Raw genomic sequence first — 21,832 nt, forward strand, 5'->3', positions numbered from 1 at the left:
AGGCGGGAGTGGAGCCTGCGGAACGACCCGAAGGCACTGCCGCGCACGTGCGGCGCAGCCGCTCAGTTCCGGTCGACGTCGATCGGATGGGACGCGAGCAACGCCAACGGCATCGGCTGACGACGCAACACGTGTGCCCACAGATCGATGCGCGGCGGGCCGATCACATCGGATGGCAAGGCAGACAACACCATCCAGTCCTCGCGGTCCAGCTCGCCTTCGAGTTGACCGAACGTCCAGCCCGAGTATCCGGCGAACACCCGCACACCCTCGATCAGTGGGGCGATATCGGCGGGATCGGAATCGAGATCGACCATCACCACTCGGCCGTCGACGCGGCGTAATCCGGGAACGCCATCGATCGAGACGCCGGTCCGCAGCGTCGCCAGGCACAGTGCCGAATCGCGTTTGACCGGACCACCGACGTACAGCGCCTGCGGCTTGGCTGCCAGCTCGGACCAGTCGGGCAGCACGTTCTGCACGGCGGTCTCACTGGGACGATTGATGACGACACCCAGGCTGCCGGCATCGTTGTGTTCGATGATGTAAATGACAGTGCGTCGAAACGTGGGCTCGACGAGCTCGATCGACGACACCAACAGACTGCCGGGCCGGACATCGCGCAACGCCGACGCCGTCTGGTCCTCGGGTTCCTCCGCATGCGTTGCCACGGTAGCCATTGTGGCACCGCGCACCGCCGGATGTGGCGCAAGCGATGCGGCCAGTCCCGATGGGTCGTTCCGCAGGCTCCACTCCCGCCCTGCTCCTACTCGAGCCCCGCGATCTTCGTCAACAATCCCAGCTGATATTCGAACAAGTCGTCCCTGCTGGCGAATGTCGTGGCACCGTACTGATCGAACACATCGAAGCTGATCGCGCCGAACAGCGACGCCCACACCATCACTCCCCGAGCCATCAGCTCGTCGGGCAAGTCTGTTCCCATCTCCCGGCGGATCTCCTCGAAGCTGCCGTGCAGCGATGCCGGTGCCGACACGTCGGTCGGGGCGGCGGGCCGGGCATCCGCCCAGGCGGAGTCGAGGACCTGGACCAGGGCGGTGATCACGCGGGTGCCCGGCCCGGTGGTCTGCTCCGCGGGAGCGTGGTAGCCGGGTACCGGGCTGCCGAACAGCAACGCATACCGTGCCGGCTCTCGCAATCCCCACTGCCGCACCGTCCGGCCGAGTGCCAGGAACTTCTCTCTCGGTCCGTCGGCGGCGGCCACCGCAGCGTCGACGGTGTCCCCGAGTTCGGTGTACGCGTCGACGACGAGCAGGGTCAGCAATTCGTCCCGGCTCGAGACGTACCGGTACACCGCGGAGGACACGACGCCGAGGTCCCTCGCGACGGCGCGCAAGGACAACGCGGCCGCGCCACCGGCGGCCAGATGATCGCGCCCGATACGGGTGATGTCGGCCAGGGTCTGCGCGCGGGCTCGGGTGCGGGGGGTGCTCGCCATGAGCTCACTGTAACTGCTGCTCTTGTGTGAGAGCACTGCTCTTGCTTTTTCGACACCAGGGGTGCACACTCGTTTCAACAGAGAGCACCGCTCTCGTTTTCAGGAAAGGGAGCACATCATGGCCGAACTACACGTCGTCACCGGAGCCGGGCCCGTCGGCTGGACCGTTGCCGAACAACTTGCCGCACAGGGCCATTCGGTGCGGGTTCTGACCCGGTCCGGTAGCGGACCCGATCATCCGATGATCGAGCGCCGCGCCGTCGACATCGAATCCGACGATCTTCGACCCCATCTGAGCGGGGCCACCGCCATCTACCACTGCACCCACGCCGCCTACGAGAACACGGTCTGGCGGGACAAGCTCGAAGCGATGGAAAAGCGAGTGCTCGACGCGGCCGCGGGCACGATCGTCGCGTTCCCCGAGAGTCTGTACGCCTACGGCCGAGTCGACGGTCCGATCCGCGAGGACACTCCCCGCAACGCCACCTACCGCAAGCTGGGTGTGCGTACACAGCTTCTGGCGGCTCGCGAGAAGCACTCGACTCCTACCGTCAGCGTCGCTGCCTCGGACTTCTACGGGCCTCGCGTCATGACGTCCCACATGGGTGAGAGGGTGATCGCGCCCATCCTGGCCGGCAAGACGATCCGCGTCATCGCCTCCGCGGACTTACCCCACTCGTTCACCTACGTACCGGATCTCGCCGCGTCGATGATCACCGCCGCTGCGTCACCGACGACCTGGAACATCGTCCTGCACGCACCTACCGCTCCCGCAGTATCGCAGCGGTCGATGATCGAGATGTTCTCCGCCGCAGCCCACGTGCCCACTCCCAAGGTAGGCACCATTCCGGCCTGGGTGATGCGGACACTGAGCGTCGTGCCAGGGCCGATGAAGGAACTCGGCGACACCCTCTACCAGTTCCGGTACCCCTACGTCCTCGACTCGAGCCGCAGCGAGGCGATTCTGGGACTCGAACCCACCTCACTCGCCGACGGCACCGCCGCAACGATGGCGTGGTGGAAGGCTGCGGTTCCTGCGGTGGCCAGCGGCAACTAGAGTCCCCTCGGTGAACGACGACTCCTTCCGTACCCGCCTACGTCGGTCCCCGGGAGTCGGCAAGCTCACCACCATTCGGTTCGCCGGTCAGTTCGGCGACGGATTGTTTCAGGCGGCACTGAGCGGGGCGATCCTGTTCAATCCCGAGCGCGCGACGAATCCGGCCGAGATCGCGGCCGGATTTGCGGTGCTACTCGTACCGTATTCGTTGGTCGGGCCATTCGCCGGAGCCCTTCTGGATCGCTGGGACCGACGATCGGTCCTGTTGTGGGCGAACATCGTTCGCATCGTTCTGATCATGGCTACTGCCATCCTGCTGTGCGCCGGAGTCGACGCGACGCCGTTGTTGCTGTTGGCGCTGGCCACCGTCGGGCTGAGCAGATTCGTCCTGGCCGGGGCCTCTGCCTCTCTGCCCCACGTGGTTCGGCAGTCGTGGTTGGTCCCGATGAACTCGGTATTGGCCACCGTCGGGTCCGGTTTCGCGGCCGCCGGTGCCGGTCTCGCCGTCGCCGTGATCAGCATTGTCGGTGCCGGCGATCTCGGCTCGGGTGTCGCCGTGGGTGTCGCCGCCACCGGCTCGATCGTCGGGGCGATCGCGGCGGCCCGCTTCCGACCACGGTCACTGGGACCGGGCACAGGGATCCGAACCGACAATCCTGTGGAAGATGTTGCTGCCGGGCTGAAGTCGGGTGCTCTCGCCGTGTGGCGAGCGCCCGGGGTGACGGCCGCGATGATCGGTATCGGCGCACACCGCGTGGTGTTCGGCATCAACACGCTGATCATGGTGTTGGTTCTGCGCGAGGCCACCGCGAGCACTTTGCCCGGCGGGCTCGCGGGCTTCGGGATAGCCGTCGGTGCCACGGCCGTCGGCATGTTCCTCGCGGCCGTCATCACCCCGTTCGTCGTTCCACGGTTCGGACGGACCCCTACGATCGCCACGGCCCTCGTCCTTGCCATCGCGGCCCAGCTCGGAGCCGTCTCCGGCCTGACGCAGAACAGCCTGCTGATCGGGGCCTTCTTTCTCGGGATCGCCGGGCAGACCGTCAAACTCAGCGGTGACGCCGCCATGCAGATCGAGATCGACGATGCCCATCGCGGGCGGGTGTTCGCCCTGCAGGACACTGTCTTCAACATCGCGTTCGTCGGCGCTCTGGCCGCGGCGGCATTCGCCGTCGGGCCCACCACCACCGATCTGAGCCAGGATCCCACTGCGCATGCGCTGGTGTTCGCCGGAGCGGGCCTCTACGCCCTCGGATTGGTCGCAGTGGCCCTCGTCAGCAGGCGCGCACGCCGCTGACGTGGTGTACCTTTCCGTATCGGACCGGGAGGTTTCGTCGGAGGAATGGGGAACCACATGTACGGCCGGACAACATCGCTCGGCTGTATCTTCGCGGTTGCCGCGGGAACAGCCGTCCTTGCTGCGCCGCCGGCTTTCGCCGCGCCCCCACCCCCGGTGAATTCCTGCGGCGAAACAGGATTCGATCCCAAGGACTATCCACCCGAACCCATCGGCCCGGGAAATCCGCCGCAGCTCCCCCCGCTACCGGACCGCCTGGTGATACCCGTGCCGTATCCGTCCCTCGAACTGGTCCCGATACCCGACCCGGCCCCGAACAACACCCGCGTCCAGGCCGATCCGCTCAGCGATCCGTGCACGGACCCGTGCCCCGATCTGACCGACCCCGCGGAATCACCCACGTCGGGGACTGGATCTGCAGGCCGCCTGCCCTTCCCTCGAATCGAAATCGACCCACAGCCCGAAACCATCCCCATTCCGATCCCCGGCCCCGGTGGCGCCCCGGCAACGCCGCCCCCTGCCCCGGCCGTCACCGCAGCAGAGCCCGGTCCGAGTACGCCACCGCCGGCGGCACCCGCCGTCGGCAATGTCGACGTGGTCTCGCAGCTGACCGGGCCGGGATCGGAGAACCGCACCGACAAGCGCTGGCAGGTCGACGGCACCGACCTCGGCATCATGTGGGAGAGCAAACCCGGCGAGGTCGCCGTCGCATTCGGTGATTCCTTCGGCAAGGGGTGGGAATTCGGCGTCGTCGGCGGCGACGACTCGCGGTCGAACGTCCTGGGACACAGCACCGACACCGACCTCTCCGACGGTATGACCCTCGATTCGATGGTGCAGGATTCGCGTTGTCACGCAGCCGAATTGCTGCCCTCGCGCAAGATCAAGAACTGGGAGACCACCGTCATCCCCACCTCCGGCTTCGCGATCGACGACCGGCAGTACATGTCGTACATGTCCATCAGGCGCTGGAGCACGATTCCCGGTATGTGGTGGACCAACTACGGCGGCATCGCCTACTCGGACGACAACGGGTCGACCTGGGTCAAGGACGAGCATGCCAAGTGGGACAACCTCTTCGGCTTCTCCAAGTTCCAGGTGTCGACGATGGTCCCGGCGGGGGAGTACGTCTACATGTTCGGCACCGTCAACGGACGCGTCGGGCAGGTGGGTCTCGCTCGCGTCCCGAAAGCGGACGTGCTGAACAAGACCGCATACCAATACTGGGTGAACGGCACCTGGGCTCCGGTCGACTCGAACGAGGCCACCCCCATCGCCGACGGTATGGCCGGGGAATTGTCGGTCCATCACGACGAGGCCCGTGACCTCTGGCAGATGACCTACCTCGACCCGATTCGCGGCGATATCGTCCTGCGAGAAGCGAATTCACCGCAGGGGGAGTGGACGCCGCCCAGCACGTTGATCGACACTGCCGAGTACCCGAAAGCGTACGGCGGCTTCATCCACCCCTGGTCGACGCCGAACGAGCTGTACTTCACCATGTCGGAGTGGGACAGCTACAACGTCTACCTCGTCAAGGCCGAACTTCCCTGACTCCGTTCGGGACCGCCGGAATCCCACCCGCGCAGGCCCGCATCGACGGCATCGAGAACTGCACGTCCGGCCACCGGGTCGCCGACGGTGATTCGCGCATCACCGTTCGGGTACCGACGTGACGCGATACCGAAGGCGCTGAGCATGTCCCCGATGTTCGCGCCCGGCAGGTACAGGAAGTTCGCATGACTGGCGGGGCTGAAAATTCCGCGTTGCCGCAGTGCGGCCCGGAGCCCTTCCCGTTCGGCGACGATGGACTCGACGCGGCACTGCAGTTCCGAGGCTGCAGCATAGGATGCCGAGACTGCGGACTCCGCGGCGGCGACCATGCCGAAAGGCAGCTGCAACAGCCGAATTCGTCTGGCAATCTCCGCGCTCGCTACTGCGTATCCGATGCGAAGTCCCGCCAACCCGTACGCCTTCGAGAAGGTTCGGAGCACAACGACATTGGGATGATCGGCTATCAGGATCCTGCTGACCATACGGAGATCAGCCGAGACGAACTCGATGTAGGCCTCGTCGAGAATCACCGGTACGTGCTTCGGAATCTGCTCGACGAACTCGAGCAGGGTGTTCGTCGGCAGCACAGTCCCGGTCGGATTGTGGGGGCGGCACACGATCACCGCGCTCGTCCGATCGTCCACAGCCCTCAGCATGCGATCGAGGTCCTGCTGACCGTCGTCCTGCAGGGGAATTGCCTCGAGGCCGAGTCCGCACATTCGGGCGAGGATGGGGTAACCGTCGAACGTCGGTGTCGCGAAGACGATGGTTCTTCCCGGTTCGGTCAGTGCACGCAGTAGTTGCAATGCCACGCCGGTGGCCCCGGCCCCGACGACCACCTGACCCGAATCGATCTCCTCGTGTTCGGCGATGATCTCGGCGAGCGCATTGGGCAGAAACTCGGGATAGCGGTTCGCGCAGCGCGCTGACCGATCCAACGCGGCTATGACCGAAGGCAAAGGCGCAAAGGGGTTCTCGCTCAGACCCAACGCGAATCTATGAAGCTCGGGGTCGGCAAGAGTGGTCACGACGCCGCACCCCAGCGCACAGCAGCCGCCCCCGCGAAGTCTCCCGCGTGCGCAAATCCGGCCATCATGACGAGCGATCCGTTCGGGATGCGTCCAGCTCGATTCTCGATGTCGAGCGTGACCGGAATGCCCGCTCCGAAGAGGTTTCCGCACTCGTCGAACGAGTCGGGATGCCGATCCTCGGGAAGCTCCAAGGCGTCACGCCAATTGCGGAGAAACAGTCGATTCGGTTGATTGGTGACGAACGCGTCGATCGCCTCGGTCCGCACGCCGATCTGCGAACATACGGACAGGGCCACCTCGGGAACCAGACGGTTGCCGCGGGCGAGAACCTTGGTGATCTTGGATTCGGTGAAGCCCACGTGAATCTGACCGGTGCCCGGCTCCCAGTACTTGCGTGGTGGATCGACGGCTGTCGTCATGTCACCTGCGTACTCGGGATACGTACGGCAGGTGATTCCGAGAACCGGCCCCGCTGTCGATTTCGTGAGCAGCGCGGCCGCAGCACCGTCCCCTGGCACGCTGGCCTGAGACAGCGACACGACGTCGGGCTGCACGAATATCTGGCCCGCACTGTTCTGGACGTTCACGATCAGTGCCGATGTCGCCGAGGACGTCTGCATGATCTGCCGAGCAAGTTTGATCATGTAGACGAACGACGCGCATCCACCGTTGTGCAGATCGATGACCCACTCGGGAGAGAGCCCGATGCGTCTCGCCAGTTCTCCCCCCGTGCCGAGGATCGGCAGATCGGGTAACTGCGTGTGTGTGATGAGAATGTCCACCGAAGCGACGGCATCCGAACCCTGCCGCGCACTGATCGGCGCCACCGCTCGTTCGGCCATGTCCACGGCCGATTCGTCCGGAGCCACATGGTGCCGGAACCGCGGAGATCGGAACATGATGTTCTCGGCCAACCGATCGGTGCCTGCGAATTGGGCGAAAAATTCTGCCGGAACGCGGTTCTCGGGCAGGTATCCGGCAATGTCGATCAGACTGACGGTATCCATGTCACTCACCCATCCACGCCGGCGTCAGCGGCAGACCATGGGCGCTGCGGTACTCACAGATGGCCTTGAGGTTCTGCATCTCGAGCATGTGGCCCGCCGCGAACATGTCCCAGAAGTCGCCGACCCACGGTGTGCGTTGCGGAGGGGCGGTTTCCGGATACGGATTCTCGTCGTAGAAGGGGTGATGACAGTTGGTCCACAACACCACCGAGCCAGGCTTGTTCAGGACGATCCGAGCATCGACAACCCGCATCAGATACACCATCCAGAGATGCTTCCCCTGGTCCCACGCGCAGTGGTAGTCCACGGTCATGGATTCGGGGTTGGCTACGGTGCGGGTGTAGATCTCGGTAGCGTCGCCGAGCCGGTCGTAGGCCAGCCACAGGCCCGGCTCGTCGACCGGGGTGAACCCGCGGAGGCTGTACGTCCATTCCTCCAGGCTGCGGGTGTCGGACAGGTATCGATAGACCTCGGCGGGTGGTGCGTCGATGTATTCCTCTACGGTGCAGTACTTTCCGAACACTTGATCGTGGGGATACACCGAGCGCAGCATGTCGAGGATGATCGGAGTGGTCGTCGCCCGATCGGAGGTTTCGATTCGTGTCAATCCGTCGATGTCGCCGGGTAGATCAGTGAGTGCTGGCAGGCGTGAGCTCATGATTCTCCTGATTGTCGAGGAACGGAGCAAATGGGGGGAGTTCGTCTGCGTCACAGAGAACTTCGACGACGCAGGGCCCGTCGAGTCCGATGCACGACGCGAAAGCGGATACGAGCTGCGTGGAATCCGTGGCGCAGTAGGTGCGCAACGTCGGAAACATGGTGCCGAGACCCGAGGCGATCGACGCGGGTGTGAAACGGTTTCCGTCGTTCACCGCGCCGGGAAGTACCTGTCCACGGGTGACACACATGGCGTGCGCGTTGTTGTTGAACACCACGAAGGTGACGGGAGCGTTGTACTCGAGCGCGGTGTGTATTTCCATACCGTGCATGTAGAACGCCCCGTCACCGGCGATCACGAATGTTCGCCGTCGACGGGCCAGAGAAGATCCGATGGCACCGCCGAAGCTGTACCCCATGCCGCCCATGCCCAGGGCTACGACGAATCTGGAGTCGACGCCGACATCGAGGTGGTGCACGACGGCAGCACCGGTATTTCCGGCGTCGGCGAACACATCGGCATCGGATCCCACCGCCGCTGCCACGAGATCCACCGCATCTCGATACCGAAGTCCCTTGCCGTTCATCGACGGCACCCTCAGTGCTCGGACTACCGGCGTACTCGACGGCGGAACGTGCGGCGTGATGGACAGCGTGAGTTCGTGGAGTGCGGTGCCGAGATCATCGGTGCTCACGTGCGTCGCAGCGACATAGGGCGGAGCCGCTCCGATACTGCAGACATCCATGACCGCCAACGCGTCGTCGAGGCCGGCTCGGGCCATCAGTGGCAGGCGGGTTCCTATGAGCAGGCACAGCGCCGAATCTCGCAGTGCTGCTTCGATATCGGGACCGCCCATGACTCCTGAAACGCCCCGGTACCCGGGCCATTGTGGATCGACGGTGTCCTTCGCGTCGGGGGTGACCGCAATCTTCGCCCCGAGCACGGTGAGCAGGCCGTTCAGTGCTGCTCGCGCATCGGAACGGGCAACACCATCGCCCACGATCGCGGTTATCCCTCCACGGGCCGCGTCGATGCGTCGGGCGATCGACGTCAGCTTCGGAACCGTCGGTGCGGCGGGAAGATACTGCAGAAGGAACGGGGGACACTGCTGTTGCAGAACATCTTTCGGTAGCAGAAGTACTGCAGGCTTGCCGGCGCGCATGGCGGTCAGCGCCTCCGTCAGACGGGCCTCGAGTTCGGCGGCGCTGCGCACCCTCGCGCAATAGGCGCTGACTTCTGCGAACAGTGCCCTGGCGTCGAGAGAGCCGGCTCGACCACTCGAATCCTGGAACGCACCCTGCCCCTCCTGCGCCGTCGGCGGTTGACCGACCAGTGCCAGAACCGGAATGTTCGACGCATACGACTCCGCAAGGCCCGCCACGAGATTGACGGCTCCACCCCCCGACGTCGCGGCCACGACTCCGATCCGTTTCGATGTTCGGGCATAGCCGTCTGCCATCGTGGCGGCTCCGAATTCATGTTTGGCCACAATCGAATTCATCCGAGAAGAATGCTGAATCGCATCGAAGACATCCTCGATGTTGGCCCCACTCACCCCGAAAATGTGTTCCACGCCCAGATCGGCGAGCGCCTCGACCAGGTGATCCGCTGCTCGTGTAGTTCTGCTGTGCACCGACATTTCTCGCGCCCCCAATAGCTCGTCGACATACACACGAGACGGGACGAGAAATGGTTCATCGATACGAAATCGAACCGAGGTGCGTGCGAAATCGTGTGTACAGGTAGCTAGTTTCGCTTGCTTTCACCATTCTTCGGAGGTCGACATGTTCGCCAAGAACGCAGCAGTAATCACCCTTGCCGGTGCAGGGCTTCTGCTCGCAGGATGCGGCAGCGGTGCGTCGCCCGAGTCCGCTGCGCCTGCACCCTCGATGTCGATGTCGATGTCGATGCCGGTCTCCACGTCGGAAGTGAGTGTCGGTTCTGCGGACATCGTCATCTCGGGTTTCGCCTTCCAGGTTCCCACGAGAGTCTCACCGGGACAGCAGATCACCATCCGGAACGGTGACAGCACCGAACATTCGGTCACCGCCGATACCGGCGACACGTTCGACGTCGACGTGGGCGGCGGCGAGACTGCAACACTCACGGCACCGACGGCGCCGGGGACGTACGCATTTCATTGCGAATACCATCCGAACATGATGGCGGTCCTGACTGTCGGTTGAGCCAGGGCAGCGCCGCCCCGGTTCTACACCGGGGCGGTCAGCAGGACCTCGCCGCTGTCGGTGGCCCGCACGTCGATGCTCGCGATCTCGTCCAGGCCGACGCTGGTGGTTCCCGTCGGCGTCACGGTGTCCCCGGGTGCGCCGATCCACGTCGCAATCCGGCTCACCCGACCCGACGTGTCGGTGACGGTGAGCGCGTATTCCTCGGTGTCGGTGCCGTAGCGCTCGCCGGTCCCGGGGCTGTCGACGGTGTACGTGCACTCGAGCGACACGGACGTACCCCACGAGTGTGGGGTGACGTCGGCGCTGGCATCGATCACCGTCGGCTGTACATCGACGAGCTGCACACTCGCGACCGGATCGGAGCTGCCGATCGGGTACTGCTGGACGAACACACCCACGGGAACGGCGATCAGCACGGCAGCAGCGGCGGCGACAGCAGTGTCACGGAACCGAATACGTCGACGATGCGCGCGAATAGCGGAGAACAGACGCTCTTCTCGCCCAGTCGTGGGCAACGGCGGCGATGCGGGCTCGGCAAGAGCAATGCTGCGCGGTACCGCGGCGAGCAGACCGGGCAGGACCGTGATTTCGGCGACCGCGGTGTTGCACCGTGCACATTCGCTGAGGTGATCCTCGAACTCGCGCCGCTCGGACGAAGAGAGTGCCCCGAGAACGTAAGCGCCGTCCCACATTGCGTATTCGTCGTGATTCACCGGGTCACCCCCATTTCCTGCAGCGCCAGTCGCAGTGCGCGCATGCCGTAGTGCATTCGAGATTTCACAGTGCCTTCCGGGATATCGAGTTCGGCCGCGATCTGACGAGTCGACATTCCCCGGTAGTAGCTGTGCACGATGACTGCACGGTGGTCGGGCGCGAGACGACCGAGCGCATCGGCCATCAGCCATGCGTCGAGCGCACTGTCCGATCCGTCTTCCTGCCCTCGATCGGGTGGTTCGCTCATGCCGACTTCGCGACGCGATCTGGCGCTTCGTCCCTCGTCGAACACAAGATTGCGAGCTACCGTGAACAACCAAGCACGCGCGGACGATTCGGTTTGGTCGAGGACTTTGCGATGATTCCACGCACGAAGCAGTACCTCTTGCGTCACGTCGTCTGCCCGGTTCCGGTCACCCGTGAGACGGAACGCGTACCGCCACACGGACGTGGCGTGCTCGGCATAGAGCAGGCGCATCAGATCGGTCGGGGCTTGCGGCATGAGTACCTCCGATAGGTACACACGGTACAACCCGCCCGATGGTTCGAATCGCTTCGTTTCGCAGCTCGGCGTCGCGATGCTATGCCCGAGTGGGCCACCACTCGAGCAGCGCCGCTTCGGCGTCCTCGCGGGAGAGTGGTCCGCGATCGAGTCGGAGTTCCTTCAGGAACTTCCATGCCTTGCCCACGTCGGGACCGGCCGGGATGCCGAGCAACTCCATGATCGCGTTGCCGTCGAGATCGGGGCGTACCCGGGCCAGATCCTCCTGCTCGGCGATGCGGGCGATGCGCTCTTCGAGATCGTCGTACGTCGCCTGCAGCGCGGCCGCGCGGCGTTTGTTCCTGGTGGTCGAATCGGCTCGAACGAGCTTGTGCAACTTGGGAAGTAGCTCGCCGGCATCGGTGGCGTAGCGCCGGACGGCGGAGTCGGTCCACTGACCCTTGCCGTAGCCGTGGAATCGCAGATGCAGGAACACCAGATGCGAGACTTCCTCGATCATCTTCTTGGAATACTTCAAGGCGCGCATACGCTTTCGCACCAGCTTGGCGCCCACGACCTCGTGGTGGTGGAAACTCACTCCACCACCCGGCTCGTTTCGCTTGGTATCGGGCTTGCCGATGTCGTGAAGCAGTGCAGCCCAACGCAATACGAGATCCGGATCGCCGTCCTCGAGATCGATCGCCTGCTTCAGCACCGTCAGCGAGTGCGAATACACGTCCTTGTGTTGGTGATGCTCGTCGATCTCGAGCTTCATGTTGGGAACCTCGGGGATGATCCGCTGCGCCAACCCCGTCTCGCACATCACGTCGATGCCGTCGATCGGGTGCGCGCCGAGCATCAGCTTGTCCAGCTCCACCTGGATGCGCTCGGCCGTGATCCGGTCGATCTGATCCGCCATGTCCTCGATGGCCCGGTGCACCCGGGGCATCAGTGAAAATCCGAGCTGGGAGACGAACCTCGCGGCGCGCAGCATGCGGAGGGGATCGTCGCCGAAGGAAACCTCCGGTGCCGACGGCGTGTCGAGTACGCCCTCGAGCAGCGCATCCATCCCGCCGAGCGGATCGACGAACTCCTGTGCGCCGTCTGCTCCCAGACGCACGGCCATGGCGTTGACCGTGAAATCGCGTCGAACGAGATCCTCTTCGAGGCTGTTGCCGTACTGCACTTCGGGATTACGAGAGACCTGATCGTAGGAATCGGTGCGGTAGGTGGTGATCTCGATCTGTTGGTCGTCCTTGGCCGCACTGATGGTGCCGAACGCGATGCCCGTATCCCACTGATGATCCGCCCAGCCCGACAGCATCGCCTGCACGTCCTCGGGCCTGGCGTCGGTGGTGAAATCCAGATCGGTGCCGAGTCGACCGAGAACCGCGTCGCGAACCGTCCCGCCGACGAGATACAGCTCGTGCCCGGCGGCCGCGAACAGAGCACCGAGCGGAGTCAACACCGGAGCGAGCTCGCGCAGCGTCACCGCCGCTCCGGCCAGCAACCTCTCCCGGCGGGCATCGGTCTGCTCGGCGGAAACGGAAGACAGGGACTGATCGGCCACGGTGGAAGAGCCTACTTGCGCCGTGGCGATCGATTGTCCCGGCCTTTACCCCGCGGTGCGGCACGGCAGAAGAGTGCGCATGGGCAACTAGTATGGATCGGGTGTCTGCTGCCGAACGATCGAACAGGAGTCGCCGCAACCCGCGGCGGCGTCAGGCACGCGCCGACACCGAAGCACCCAAGCTGCGGACCGTCCGCGAAACCTCGGCAGGCGGCCTGGTGGTCGACGGCCTCGACGGTCCTCCCGCCACCCGCTGCGCCGCCCTGATCGGACGTACCGACCGGCGGGGACGTCTGCTCTGGTCCCTGCCCAAGGGTCACATCGAGCAAGGCGAAACCGCCGAACAGACGGCCATGCGCGAGGTGGCCGAGGAAACCGGCATCCGCGGGACCGTCCTGGCGTCGCTGGGCAGCATCGACTACTGGTTCGTCACCGAGGGCCGACGCGTCCACAAGACCGTCCACCACTACCTGCTCCGATTCCTCGGCGGCGAACTCTCGGACGAGGACCTCGAAGTCACCGAGGTCGCCTGGGTACCGCTGAGCGAACTGCCGTCGCGACTCGCCTACGCAGACGAACGCAAACTCGCCGCGATCGCCACCCGCCTCATCGACGACATGAACAGCAGCACGAACAACGGGAACTCGAGCGCACCGACCCCCGGCGAGAAGTGATCGTGCGGGCTCGGAAGGTCACTGCCGCCGCACTGACCTCGTTCCTCCTTGCGGTGGCACCGGCCGTCGGGGTGGCGGCGGTTGTCCCCGCGCAGCTTCCGATGGCCGCCGCTCAGCCCGACGCCTCCGTCGGCGATATCGAGTCCACCAGCGCCGTCCCCGACACTCCGATGACGCAGGCCGGCAACCCCTTTCTGACGCTCAGCATCGACACCGTCGCCCCGTCGACCGTCACCACCAGCAGCGACCCGTTCGTGACCGTCCGGGCGACGGTGACCAACACCGGCGATCGACGCGTCGACGACGTCAGTGTCCGCATGCAGGCCTCGTCCGCCATCGACACCACGGCAGGCCTGCGCACCTCGCTGACCCTCGACCAGGAACGGTTCGACCGCGTCGGCGATTTCGTCACGGTGGCCGAGTCGTTGGAGAAGGACGAGAGCCGCCAGTTCGACCTGTCGATGCAACTGCGCAGCACTACCGAGCCCTCGCTCGGGATCGAGGCACCCGGCGTCTACCCACTGCTGCTCAATGTCAACGGCACGCCCGAGTACGGCGGAACCGCACGACTCGACGACGCACGCTTCCTGCTCCCTGTCGTCGGGCTGCCGCGTAACCCGGGCGAGATGGATCCCGCCGCCCCCGACGCGGCACCGTTGCCGCCGAACACCCGAAACCCCGTCGCGATGACCGTGCTGTGGCCACTGGCCGACATCCCGCGCCTCGCTGCGGGAATACCCGGCTCGGTCGACGAGCGAGTGCGACTGATCGACGACGAGCTGGCCGGAGAACTCGCCTCGGGCGGTCGGCTCGACACCCTGCTCAAGGCCGTGGAATTCGCAACGAAACCCGGCCTCGATCCCGGCGGCAACCTCGCGTCGAGCCTGTGCATCGGCATCGATCCGGACCTGCTCGTCACCGTCTCGAACATGACCCGCGGCTATCTCGTCGTCGACAACCCGGCCGATCCCGCCAGCACCGCTCGGGACGGCACCGGAAGCGCGGCCGCGACCGAGTGGCTGTCCCGTCTCGAAACCATCGCGTCGAGCACCTGCGTGACGGCTATGCCGTTCGCGCAGACCGACCTGGGGGCAGTGGCCGACATCGGCGACGCCTCGCTGATCCAGAGCGCGATCTCCACGCCTGCAGATGTCGTCGACGGCATCCTCGGCATCACCTCGACGCGGGGTTTCACCTGGAGCACCACCGGAGGCGTGGACGCCGACACCGCCGACGCCCTGCGCTCCGCGGGTACCGGAACCGTGCTGGTCGCCGACAACAGCATCAGCCCGCCGACATCGGCACCGATGGCCCAGCTGATCTCGACGAATGTCCCTCCGACCGGAACCCAGCCGTCGGAATCACAGCCGCCCTCGACGCTGGCCGCCGCCCACTACGACGCGGCCACCGCAGCGGCACTGGCCGGAGTGGGCGACACCCCGTCCACTCCTGCCCTCACTCCCGCCGAGCAGCGATTCGACCTCGACACGGACTCCCGTACAGCGCGCCTGCAGGACGCACTCGGTGCTGTCAACTTCCATGCTCTCGTCGGCACCGATCGGCCCGGGCGCACCGTCACGGTCGCACCCCCGCAGTACTGGACCGCAGGGGGAGACGAGCCGTCGGCCATTCTGTCGACGGTGTCCTCGCTGCTGCGTTCCGGTTTGGCGACGCCCCGACCGCTGGCAGAGCTGATTGCCGAACCCACCTCGGGCACCCCGGTGAGCAGCGTCGATGCTGCCACCGAACTCGATACCGGCACCATCGACTTGGTGAGAACGCAGAGCGCTCGGATCGAGACGCTGATGCAGTCGCTGGTCGAGGATCCTCAGTCGGCGCTCACCCCGCGCCTGTTCACCGCCCCGCTGCGCGAGGACATGCTCCGGGCACTCTCCACGGCGGGTCGAGCCAGTTCGGTGGCCGATGAGACCGGCACCATGGCATTCACCCGACTCGCCGCTACCCGAATCGGCATCGACACCATCTACGGATCGGTGACCGTGCTCGCGCCGGGCGGCGTCTACACCCTCGCCTCCGAACAGAGCCCGTTGCTGCTCGTCGCACGCAACGACCTGCCGATGCCGGTCAACGTGCTGCTGCGAGTCGACGCGCCCCCGGAAATGACGATCAGTGACGTCGGCGTCACCCAGCTCCCGGCCCGTGGATCACGAACCATCACCGTCCCGGCCGAGGTCGATGCCACCCGCAACCTGTCGGTGGACTTCTCCGTGACCGCGCTCGACGGCAGCAGGCTCGGCGAAGTGTCCACGGTGTCCGTACGGTCGAACGCGTACGGCCAGGCGCTGGCCATAATTACCGCCTGCGCCGGCGCTCTCCTACTGTTACTTGCAGGTCGACGACTCTGGCATCGATTCAGAGGCCAACCCGACCCGGCCGACGAAGGGTACGAGAGACCATGACAGGAAACGTCCCGTACGACGGGGACCTGCCGCGGTCGCGTATGCCGGCAGCACAGGTTTTCCGGCGCACGACGCCACCGCGGTCGGCACCCTGGGAGCGGCAGTCGACTCCCGAGCTGCGCTCGTACCCGGCACCGCCCCCGCTCGACGGTCAACCGGCTGCCGACGACGCCGTCACCCAACTCATCCCGCGGTTCCGCGACGAGGACTACCCCCAGGCGCCGTCGGGAACGGTTCCTCCGTCGAAAATTCCGCCGGGCGGGACAGAACCTTCACCGCAGCCCGAGCCGAGGCCGCAGAAGTCGTTGCTGGCCGCGTCGGGATCCATTGCGGTAGCAACCCTGGTCAGCCGCATCACCGGTTTCGCCAAGCAGGTCGCCATGACGGCCACCCTCGGCGCCGGGCTGGCCAGTGCCTTCACCGTCTCGACGATTCTGCCGAACATGATCTCCGAGTTGGTCCTCGGCGCAGTACTGGGAGCGATCGTCGTTCCGGTGCTGGTCCGGGCCGAGCAGGAAGACGCCGACGGCGGGCGGGCATTCGTTCGACGTCTGTTCACCATCGCAGTCGCGTTGCTGGGGACCGTTGCGCTCGGCGCGACCATGGCCGCGCCGCTGCTGGCGCGGCTGATGCTGTCGGGAGATCCGAAGGTCAACGAGGACCTGACCATCTCGCTGACGTACCTGGTACTTCCGGCGTTGCTGTTCTACGGTCTGTCCGGTCTGCTCACCGCGGTCCTGAACACCAGGCAGAATTTCAAGCCCGGCGCGTGGGCACCGGTGTTCAACAACCTGGTCGTACTGGCAGTCTTCGGCATCTACTTCCTGATTCCGGACGACCCCACGTTGAATCCGAACGAAATGAGCACCACGCAGGTGCTCGTCATCGGCCTCGGCGTCACCACGGGTGTCATCACGCAGGTACTGGCACTGATTCCCGCGCTGCGACGCGAACGCATCGACCTGCGCCCACTGTGGGGATTCGACGAACGCCTCAAGAAGTTCGGCGCGATGGCCGCCGCCATTGTGCTCTACGTCGTCATCAGCCAGGTCGGGCTGATCGTTGCCACCAACATCGCGTCGGGCACCGACGATGCGAGCAACACGATCTATTCGCAGGCCTGGATCGTGCTGCAGCTGCCGTACGGCATCCTCGGCGTCACGGTACTGACGGCCATCATGCCCAGGCTCAGCCGCAATGCGGCCAACGGTGACACTCCGTCGGTCGTCGACGATCTGTCCGTCGCCACCCGGCTGACGATGGTCGCGCTGGTGCCGATCGTGGTGTTCCTGACCTTCGCGGGGCCGTGGGTCGGCGAGGCGCTGTACGGGTTCGGCCGATTCGCCGACGTTGCGAGCCGACTCGGTGAGGCCGTCAGCTGGTCGGCGTTCTCCCTCATCCCGTACGCCCTCGTCCTGATCCACCTGCGTGTCTTCTACGCCCGCGAGAAGGCCTGGACACCGACATGGATCATCCTCGGCATCACCGCCGTGAAGATCGGCCTGTCGCTCCTCGCCCCGATGGTCGCGTCCGATCCGGACCAGGTCGTGCTGCTCCTCGGAACGGCCACCGGCCTCGGCTACACCGTCGGCGCGATCATCGGCGGATACCTGTTGCACAAGAGCCTGGGCAACCTGCGGATGGCCAACGTCGGCAAAACCATCTGGCTGGTCCTCATCGCCTCGCTGGCCGGCGGTGCTGCCATGCTTGCGATCGACCGGATCCTCGGGCTCGACGCAATGACGAACGGCTGGATCGGAAACTTCGTCCGCGTCGCGATCGACGCCATCGTCATGCTCGGCATCACGTTCTCGATCCTCTGGTTCGGCAAGATTCCCGAAGTCCTGGCGGTCACGGTGGCCCTGAGCCGCGTCGTTCGTAGATTCCGTGGCGCGCCTGCCGACCGGGACGCCGATCTGGCCGCTGCAGAAACCGGCGTGATTCCGGTTATTCGAACCGAGCCCACATGGGACACTGCGCGGGATCGGCTCCCGTACCCTGGTCCTCGGCACCCGGGGGCATACGCCCACACGGGTCGACCGTTTGCAGAACAACACGGGGCATATTCGCCTGAAGGAGTGACAGTGACCGACGACGATGTTGCTGGGGGGCCGGCACAGTCTCCAGCAAACGAAGCCGACCGAACGAGCGGCGGAGTCGAAGTCGACACCCAGGACCGCACCGAGCCCGTGAAGGCCGAGCCCAAGACGGCGGCTCCCGCCAAGGCCACCACTCCTGCGTCCTCGGAGGCAGCGAAGCCTGCTGCGGATTCCGAGAAAGGCAGCGAGAAGTCGGCAGAGACGGCCGACGCGGTCGAATCGGAGAACAAGGCGACTACCGACAAGACGAGTGCCGAAGACGCCACCACGGAAGAAGCCACTACCGACAAGAGCGCCGCCACCGAGCCAGCTCCAAAGCCGGCCGATCGAACGGTATCCATCTCCAAGTCCGCTCTGGCGTCGCGCCCGACCGACAAGACCATCTCGATCTCGAAGGCACAACTGCCGGTCGAAGAGCCCGCCGACAAGAAGACGACCGACAAGGATACGAAGCCCGAGGCCGTTTCCGAGGCAACGGCGACGGCTCCGACCACGGACAAGGCGACGGAGAAAACCACCGCTGACAAGTCCGAAACGACCGGTGCGGCTGCCCCCGCGCCCGAGCGGACTCTTCGTGGCCCGACGCTCATTCCCGGTGCCTCCGTCGCTGGTGGACGGTATCGACTTCTGGCTCCGCACGGCGGCGCACGTGGACTCAAGTTCTGGCAGGCCCACGACGTCAAGCTGGACCGCGAGGTGGCGCTGACGTTCGTCGACGCCGACCAGCAGTCCACCGCGTCACCCACCGATCGAACCGAGGGTCCGCAGGCGATTCTCTCGCGCACACTGCGTCTGGGTCGGATCAATTCGCCCGGGCTCGCGCGCGTGCTCGACGTGGTGCGTGGCAGCTCCGGCGGCATCGTCGTCGCAGAGTGGACGCCCGGCCGGTCGCTACGCGAAATGGCCGACACCGTGCCCGCACCCACCGGGGCTGCTCGCGCGATCAAGGTTCTGGCTGCGGCCGCCGAGGCAGCACACCGCAGCGGCGGTGCCCTGTCGATCGATCACCCCGATCGCGTGCGCATCAGCTCCAGCGGCAATGCCGTCCTCGCTTTCCCGGCCACTCTCGCCGACGCCGATCCGAGTTCGGACGTCCGCGGTCTCGGTGCCATGCTCTACGCCCTGATCACGGCCAGGTGGCCGCTGTCCGACACCACCGGCGGATCGGTCGTGTCCGGTGATGAGGCTCCGGCTCGCAGCGTGGGCGGCATGCGTCCGGCCGACCGAGACGACAAGGGCGCGCCGCTCGAGCCGAGGCAGGTTCGTCCCGACGTTCCGTTCGAGATCTCCGCTGTCGCCGTGCGGGCGCTGGAACAGAACAGTGGCATCCGTACTGCTGCCACCGTGCAGCACGTCCTCGATCAGGCCGCCGTCGTCAACGACAAGACCGATCTGATGCCGGCTCTGCGACTGGGCCAGCGCGCACCAGGAGCCAGCGGACATTCGCTCGCCGACCCCGAGGAAATCGCCGCCGAGAAGGCCAAATCGACCCGCACCAATATCGCCATCGCAATACTCGGTGCGTTGACGGTCGTCATTCTGGCGTTCGCCGGCTACTGGCTGTTCACCTCGATCGCCGGTGACAGCACGGATGCGCCCCTCGACAGCCAGGAATTCGGCCTCACCACTCCGGCGGCGGCACCTCCCGCAGGCGAAACTGCCGCACCTCCTGCCGAGACGGGTGGGCCCGTTGCCTTGAACGGTGTCAGCGTCTTCTCGCCGCAGGGTTCGGCCGACAACCCCAGCACTGCTTCCAACGTGATCGACAACGACCCAAGCACGGCGTGGACCACCGACTCGTATTTCCAGCAGTTCCCCGCTCTGAAGAACGGCGTGGGCCTGCTCGTCACGATTCCGGCGACAGCGCTGAACAATGCGTGGATCGAATCGACGTCCCCGGGCACCGTCGTCGAGATCAGGTCGGCACCGAACGACTCGCCCAGCCTGAGCGACACCACTCTGCTCGGTGAAGCCACTCTGCAGAACGGCCGAACCGACATCGCCCTCGACGACGCCGAGCCCACCGGGAACGTGCTCGTCTGGATCACCACACTCGGAGAGCAGGGCGGCCGTATCGCCACGTCGATCTCCGGGATCGGTTTCGACTCCTAGACCCGACGCTCGGTACGGAATCCGGGCTCGTTTCGTACTTCACGGTCTTCATGGCCTAGGCTCCCCCCAATGCGTTAACACGGGGGGAGCCGTTTTCGTATGACCGAACGTATCGATTCGGCGCTAGGGGAGCGCACGGATGCGGAACTTCTGGCTGCTCATGCGGCCGGGGAGCCGAATGCATTCGCCACTTTGATCTACCGACACCACGAGCATCTGTGGCTGACGGCGCGTCGCACGAGCTACACACCCGAGGACGCCTCCGATGCTCTGCAGGAGGCTCTGCTTTCCGCCCATCGCACCGCCGGGTCGTTCCGCGCCGACGCCGCCGTCCGCAGCTGGTTGCACAAGATCGTCGTCAACGCCTGCTTGGACCGCATCCGCCGCAACAAAGTACGGCCCTCGGTTCCGTTGAGCGAGAACGAAAGTCACGAGCCCGCGTCGCCCAGAGACCGCATCTCCGAGACGGAGACCACCATCCTGGTTCGGCAGGCTCTGATGACGCTGCCGCCCGATCAGCGTGCAGCCGTCGTCATCGTGGACATGGAGGGCTACTCGGTGGCCGACGCAGCCGTTCTGCTCGGCGTTCCCACCGGTACCGTCAAGAGTCGATGTGCACGTGGTCGACTCAAACTCTCGACGCAGCTCGCCTACTTGAAAGACGCAGGGAACCGAATCTAGACCCCTCGCGTCTATATCGTGTGAGAGAGAAAGCAGATTCGGCGAAGGGAGGCAGGAACGTGTCGTCGAGCACCGATGCGCTACCCGATGCCCCGTTCTCACCGGAGCTGTTGGCCGAACTGCATGCCGACGCACTCCCCGAGGATGTCAGCAGTCGGCTGTGGCCGTTGGTCCGTCGCGACGAGCAGTCGATGCAGGTCCTCGCCGGTCTCGACGCGGTGTCGGCTCGGCTCAACGAGATGGGCGAGGATCCGACCGGGACGTTGTCGATTCCTCCCGACGTCGTCGAACGGATCGATCGCACGATCCATTCCGTCGAGCAATCCGGTCCGCAATCGAGCGATCCGGTTGTCGTTCCGTTCCGGTCCCGCAGGCGTCATGTCGTTCTCGGAATTGCCGCTGCCGCAGCGCTTCTCACTGTAGGTTCGGTCGTGTTCGCAGCGGTGTGGCGCACCCCGGACGCACCCGAATCCGTTGCCGCAGAACCGTCGTCGGCACCCGACGGGTCACTGATCCTCGATTCCGCCGACCTCGACTCCGGTTTCGCCTTCAGCATTCTCGGCAAGCGTGATGCAGGTGCCCTGTCGGATCCGGCGGACCTCGAGGCGTGTCTTGCGGCCAACGACGTCGACCCCGCAACGTCCGTCCTCGGATCCACTCAGGTCAGGATCGACGGCCGAGACGGAACCCTGCTGGTGCTGGCAGGCGCGCAGCCGGCCCAGTTCATCGCCCTGGCGGTGGGCAACGATTGCGGCGGTACCAACCCCGACGTCCTGACTCGACGCGATATCGGCTGACACATCTCTCTCCGGGGAACAACTGCCTCTAGGGT

18 protein-coding genes are annotated in these 21,832 nt (G+C 65.4%); 9 read left to right on the top strand and 9 right to left on the bottom strand.

Annotated features, from left to right (window positions below):
• Positions 1–62: 62 nt before the first annotated feature.
• Together CH294_RS09450 and CH294_RS09455 are read right to left on the bottom strand one after the other, a co-directional pair.
• Positions 63–680: a YqgE/AlgH family protein gene (locus CH294_RS09450; protein WP_170944659.1), complete on the bottom strand. Its 618-nt coding sequence runs from the start codon at positions 678–680 to the stop codon at positions 63–65.
• 86 nt (positions 681–766) lie between these two features.
• Positions 767–1,456, bottom strand: a complete 690-nt coding sequence (locus CH294_RS09455; protein ID WP_037152590.1) for a TetR-like C-terminal domain-containing protein — start codon at positions 1,454–1,456, stop codon at positions 767–769.
• A gap of 118 nt (positions 1,457–1,574) precedes the next feature.
• Here CH294_RS09455 and CH294_RS09460 point away from each other — a divergent pair, with 118 nt between their 5' ends.
• From CH294_RS09460 to CH294_RS09470, 3 genes are read left to right on the top strand one after another with little or no spacing between them, the layout of a single operon-like run.
• A complete protein-coding gene (locus CH294_RS09460) occupies positions 1,575–2,513 on the top strand; it encodes an NAD-dependent epimerase/dehydratase family protein (protein ID WP_094737755.1) in 939 nt (312 codons plus the stop codon).
• Positions 2,514–2,523: 10 nt separating this feature from the next.
• Positions 2,524–3,810, top strand: a complete 1,287-nt coding sequence (locus CH294_RS09465; protein WP_094737756.1) for an MFS transporter — start codon at positions 2,524–2,526, stop codon at positions 3,808–3,810.
• A 45-nt stretch (positions 3,811–3,855) separates the two neighbouring features.
• Complete coding sequence (locus CH294_RS09470) at positions 3,856–5,364, top strand: DUF4185 domain-containing protein (RefSeq protein ID WP_249305189.1); 1,509 nt, start codon at positions 3,856–3,858, stop codon at positions 5,362–5,364.
• Here the strand turns inward: CH294_RS09470 and CH294_RS09475 are convergent.
• From CH294_RS09475 to CH294_RS09490, 4 genes are read right to left on the bottom strand one after another with little or no spacing between them, the layout of a single operon-like run.
• On the bottom strand, positions 5,337–6,392 hold the full coding sequence (locus CH294_RS09475) for an aminotransferase class I/II-fold pyridoxal phosphate-dependent enzyme (RefSeq protein WP_094737758.1): 1,056 nt from the start codon (positions 6,390–6,392) through the stop codon (positions 5,337–5,339). The two genes, CH294_RS09470 and CH294_RS09475, sit on opposite strands and share 28 nt — an antisense overlap.
• Positions 6,389–7,402, bottom strand: coding sequence for a 3-oxoacyl-[acyl-carrier-protein] synthase III C-terminal domain-containing protein (locus CH294_RS09480; protein WP_094737759.1), 1,014 nt, complete (start codon positions 7,400–7,402; stop codon positions 6,389–6,391). The genes CH294_RS09475 and CH294_RS09480 overlap by 4 nt, the downstream gene beginning before the upstream one ends.
• A gap of 1 nt (position 7,403) precedes the next feature.
• Entirely contained in the window at positions 7,404–8,060 is a 657-nt protein-coding gene (locus tag CH294_RS09485) for an SRPBCC family protein (RefSeq protein WP_094737760.1), read from the bottom strand.
• On the bottom strand, positions 8,032–9,693 hold the full coding sequence (locus CH294_RS09490) for a thiamine pyrophosphate-binding protein (RefSeq protein ID WP_249305191.1): 1,662 nt from the start codon (positions 9,691–9,693) through the stop codon (positions 8,032–8,034). The genes CH294_RS09485 and CH294_RS09490 overlap by 29 nt, the downstream gene beginning before the upstream one ends.
• Positions 9,694–9,844: 151 nt before the next feature.
• Here CH294_RS09490 and CH294_RS09495 point away from each other — a divergent pair, with 151 nt between their 5' ends.
• Positions 9,845–10,246 carry a cupredoxin domain-containing protein gene (locus tag CH294_RS09495; RefSeq protein ID WP_094737762.1) on the top strand — a complete coding sequence of 134 codons (402 nt, stop codon included), beginning with the start codon at positions 9,845–9,847 and terminating at the stop codon, positions 10,244–10,246.
• Positions 10,247–10,269: 23 nt separating this feature from the next.
• Here CH294_RS09495 and CH294_RS09500 read toward each other — a convergent pair whose 3' ends face one another.
• The 3 genes from CH294_RS09500 to CH294_RS09510 all read right to left on the bottom strand — a co-directional run bounded on the left by CH294_RS09500 (position 10,270) and on the right by CH294_RS09510 (position 13,014).
• Positions 10,270–10,962: a zf-HC2 domain-containing protein gene (locus tag CH294_RS09500; protein ID WP_249305192.1), complete on the bottom strand. Its 693-nt coding sequence runs from the start codon at positions 10,960–10,962 to the stop codon at positions 10,270–10,272.
• On the bottom strand, positions 10,959–11,465 hold the full coding sequence (locus CH294_RS09505; RefSeq protein ID WP_094737873.1) for a sigma-70 family RNA polymerase sigma factor: 507 nt from the start codon (positions 11,463–11,465) through the stop codon (positions 10,959–10,961). The genes CH294_RS09500 and CH294_RS09505 overlap by 4 nt, the downstream gene beginning before the upstream one ends.
• A gap of 79 nt (positions 11,466–11,544) precedes the next feature.
• On the bottom strand, positions 11,545–13,014 hold the full coding sequence (locus tag CH294_RS09510) for a CCA tRNA nucleotidyltransferase (RefSeq protein ID WP_094737763.1): 1,470 nt from the start codon (positions 13,012–13,014) through the stop codon (positions 11,545–11,547).
• A gap of 101 nt (positions 13,015–13,115) precedes the next feature.
• Between CH294_RS09510 and CH294_RS09515 the strand changes: the two genes are divergently transcribed.
• The 5 genes from CH294_RS09515 (at position 13,116) to CH294_RS09535 (ending at position 21,797) form a co-directional block, all read left to right on the top strand.
• The gene (locus CH294_RS09515; RefSeq protein ID WP_032379451.1) at positions 13,116–13,688 is read left to right on the top strand and encodes an NUDIX hydrolase; all 573 of its coding nucleotides are present in this window, start codon (positions 13,116–13,118) and stop codon (positions 13,686–13,688) included.
• Positions 13,685–16,108 carry a DUF6049 family protein gene (locus CH294_RS09520; protein WP_094737764.1) on the top strand — a complete coding sequence of 808 codons (2,424 nt, stop codon included), beginning with the start codon at positions 13,685–13,687 and terminating at the stop codon, positions 16,106–16,108. Before CH294_RS09515 ends, CH294_RS09520 begins: the two co-directional genes overlap by 4 nt.
• On the top strand, positions 16,105–20,319 hold the full coding sequence (locus tag CH294_RS09525) for a lipid II flippase MurJ (RefSeq protein ID WP_170944660.1): 4,215 nt from the start codon (positions 16,105–16,107) through the stop codon (positions 20,317–20,319). The genes CH294_RS09520 and CH294_RS09525 overlap by 4 nt, the downstream gene beginning before the upstream one ends.
• Positions 20,320–20,418: 99 nt before the next feature.
• A complete protein-coding gene (gene sigM / locus CH294_RS09530) occupies positions 20,419–21,000 on the top strand; it encodes an RNA polymerase sigma factor SigM (RefSeq protein WP_052058538.1) in 582 nt (193 codons plus the stop codon).
• Positions 21,001–21,059: 59 nt separating this feature from the next.
• Positions 21,060–21,797, top strand: a complete 738-nt coding sequence (locus tag CH294_RS09535) for a hypothetical protein (protein WP_037152591.1) — start codon at positions 21,060–21,062, stop codon at positions 21,795–21,797.
• Positions 21,798–21,832: the final 35 nt, after the last annotated feature.

This window comes from Rhodococcus sp. 14-2483-1-1 (genome assembly GCF_002259335.1).
In the GTDB taxonomy this organism is placed as follows: Bacteria; Actinomycetota; Actinomycetes; order Mycobacteriales; family Mycobacteriaceae; genus Rhodococcoides.

Coding starts and splice junctions, on each gene's coding strand:
- CH294_RS09505 (WP_094737873.1), bottom strand. CDS start 11,465: ATGCCGCAAGCCCCGACCGATCTGATGCGCCTGCTCTATGCCGAGCAC.
- CH294_RS09480 (WP_094737759.1), bottom strand. CDS start 7,402: ATGGATACCGTCAGTCTGATCGACATTGCCGGATACCTGCCCGAGAAC.
- CH294_RS09485 (WP_094737760.1), bottom strand. CDS start 8,060: ATGAGCTCACGCCTGCCAGCACTCACTGATCTACCCGGCGACATCGAC.
- CH294_RS09470 (WP_249305189.1), top strand. CDS start 3,856: ATGGGGAACCACATGTACGGCCGGACAACATCGCTCGGCTGTATCTTC.
- CH294_RS09495 (WP_094737762.1), top strand. CDS start 9,845: ATGTTCGCCAAGAACGCAGCAGTAATCACCCTTGCCGGTGCAGGGCTT.
- CH294_RS09525 (WP_170944660.1), top strand. CDS start 16,105: ATGACAGGAAACGTCCCGTACGACGGGGACCTGCCGCGGTCGCGTATG.
- CH294_RS09455 (WP_037152590.1), bottom strand. CDS start 1,456: ATGGCGAGCACCCCCCGCACCCGAGCCCGCGCGCAGACCCTGGCCGAC.
- CH294_RS09460 (WP_094737755.1), top strand. CDS start 1,575: ATGGCCGAACTACACGTCGTCACCGGAGCCGGGCCCGTCGGCTGGACC.
- CH294_RS09450 (WP_170944659.1), bottom strand. CDS start 680: ATGGCTACCGTGGCAACGCATGCGGAGGAACCCGAGGACCAGACGGCG.
- sigM (WP_052058538.1), top strand. CDS start 20,419: ATGACCGAACGTATCGATTCGGCGCTAGGGGAGCGCACGGATGCGGAA.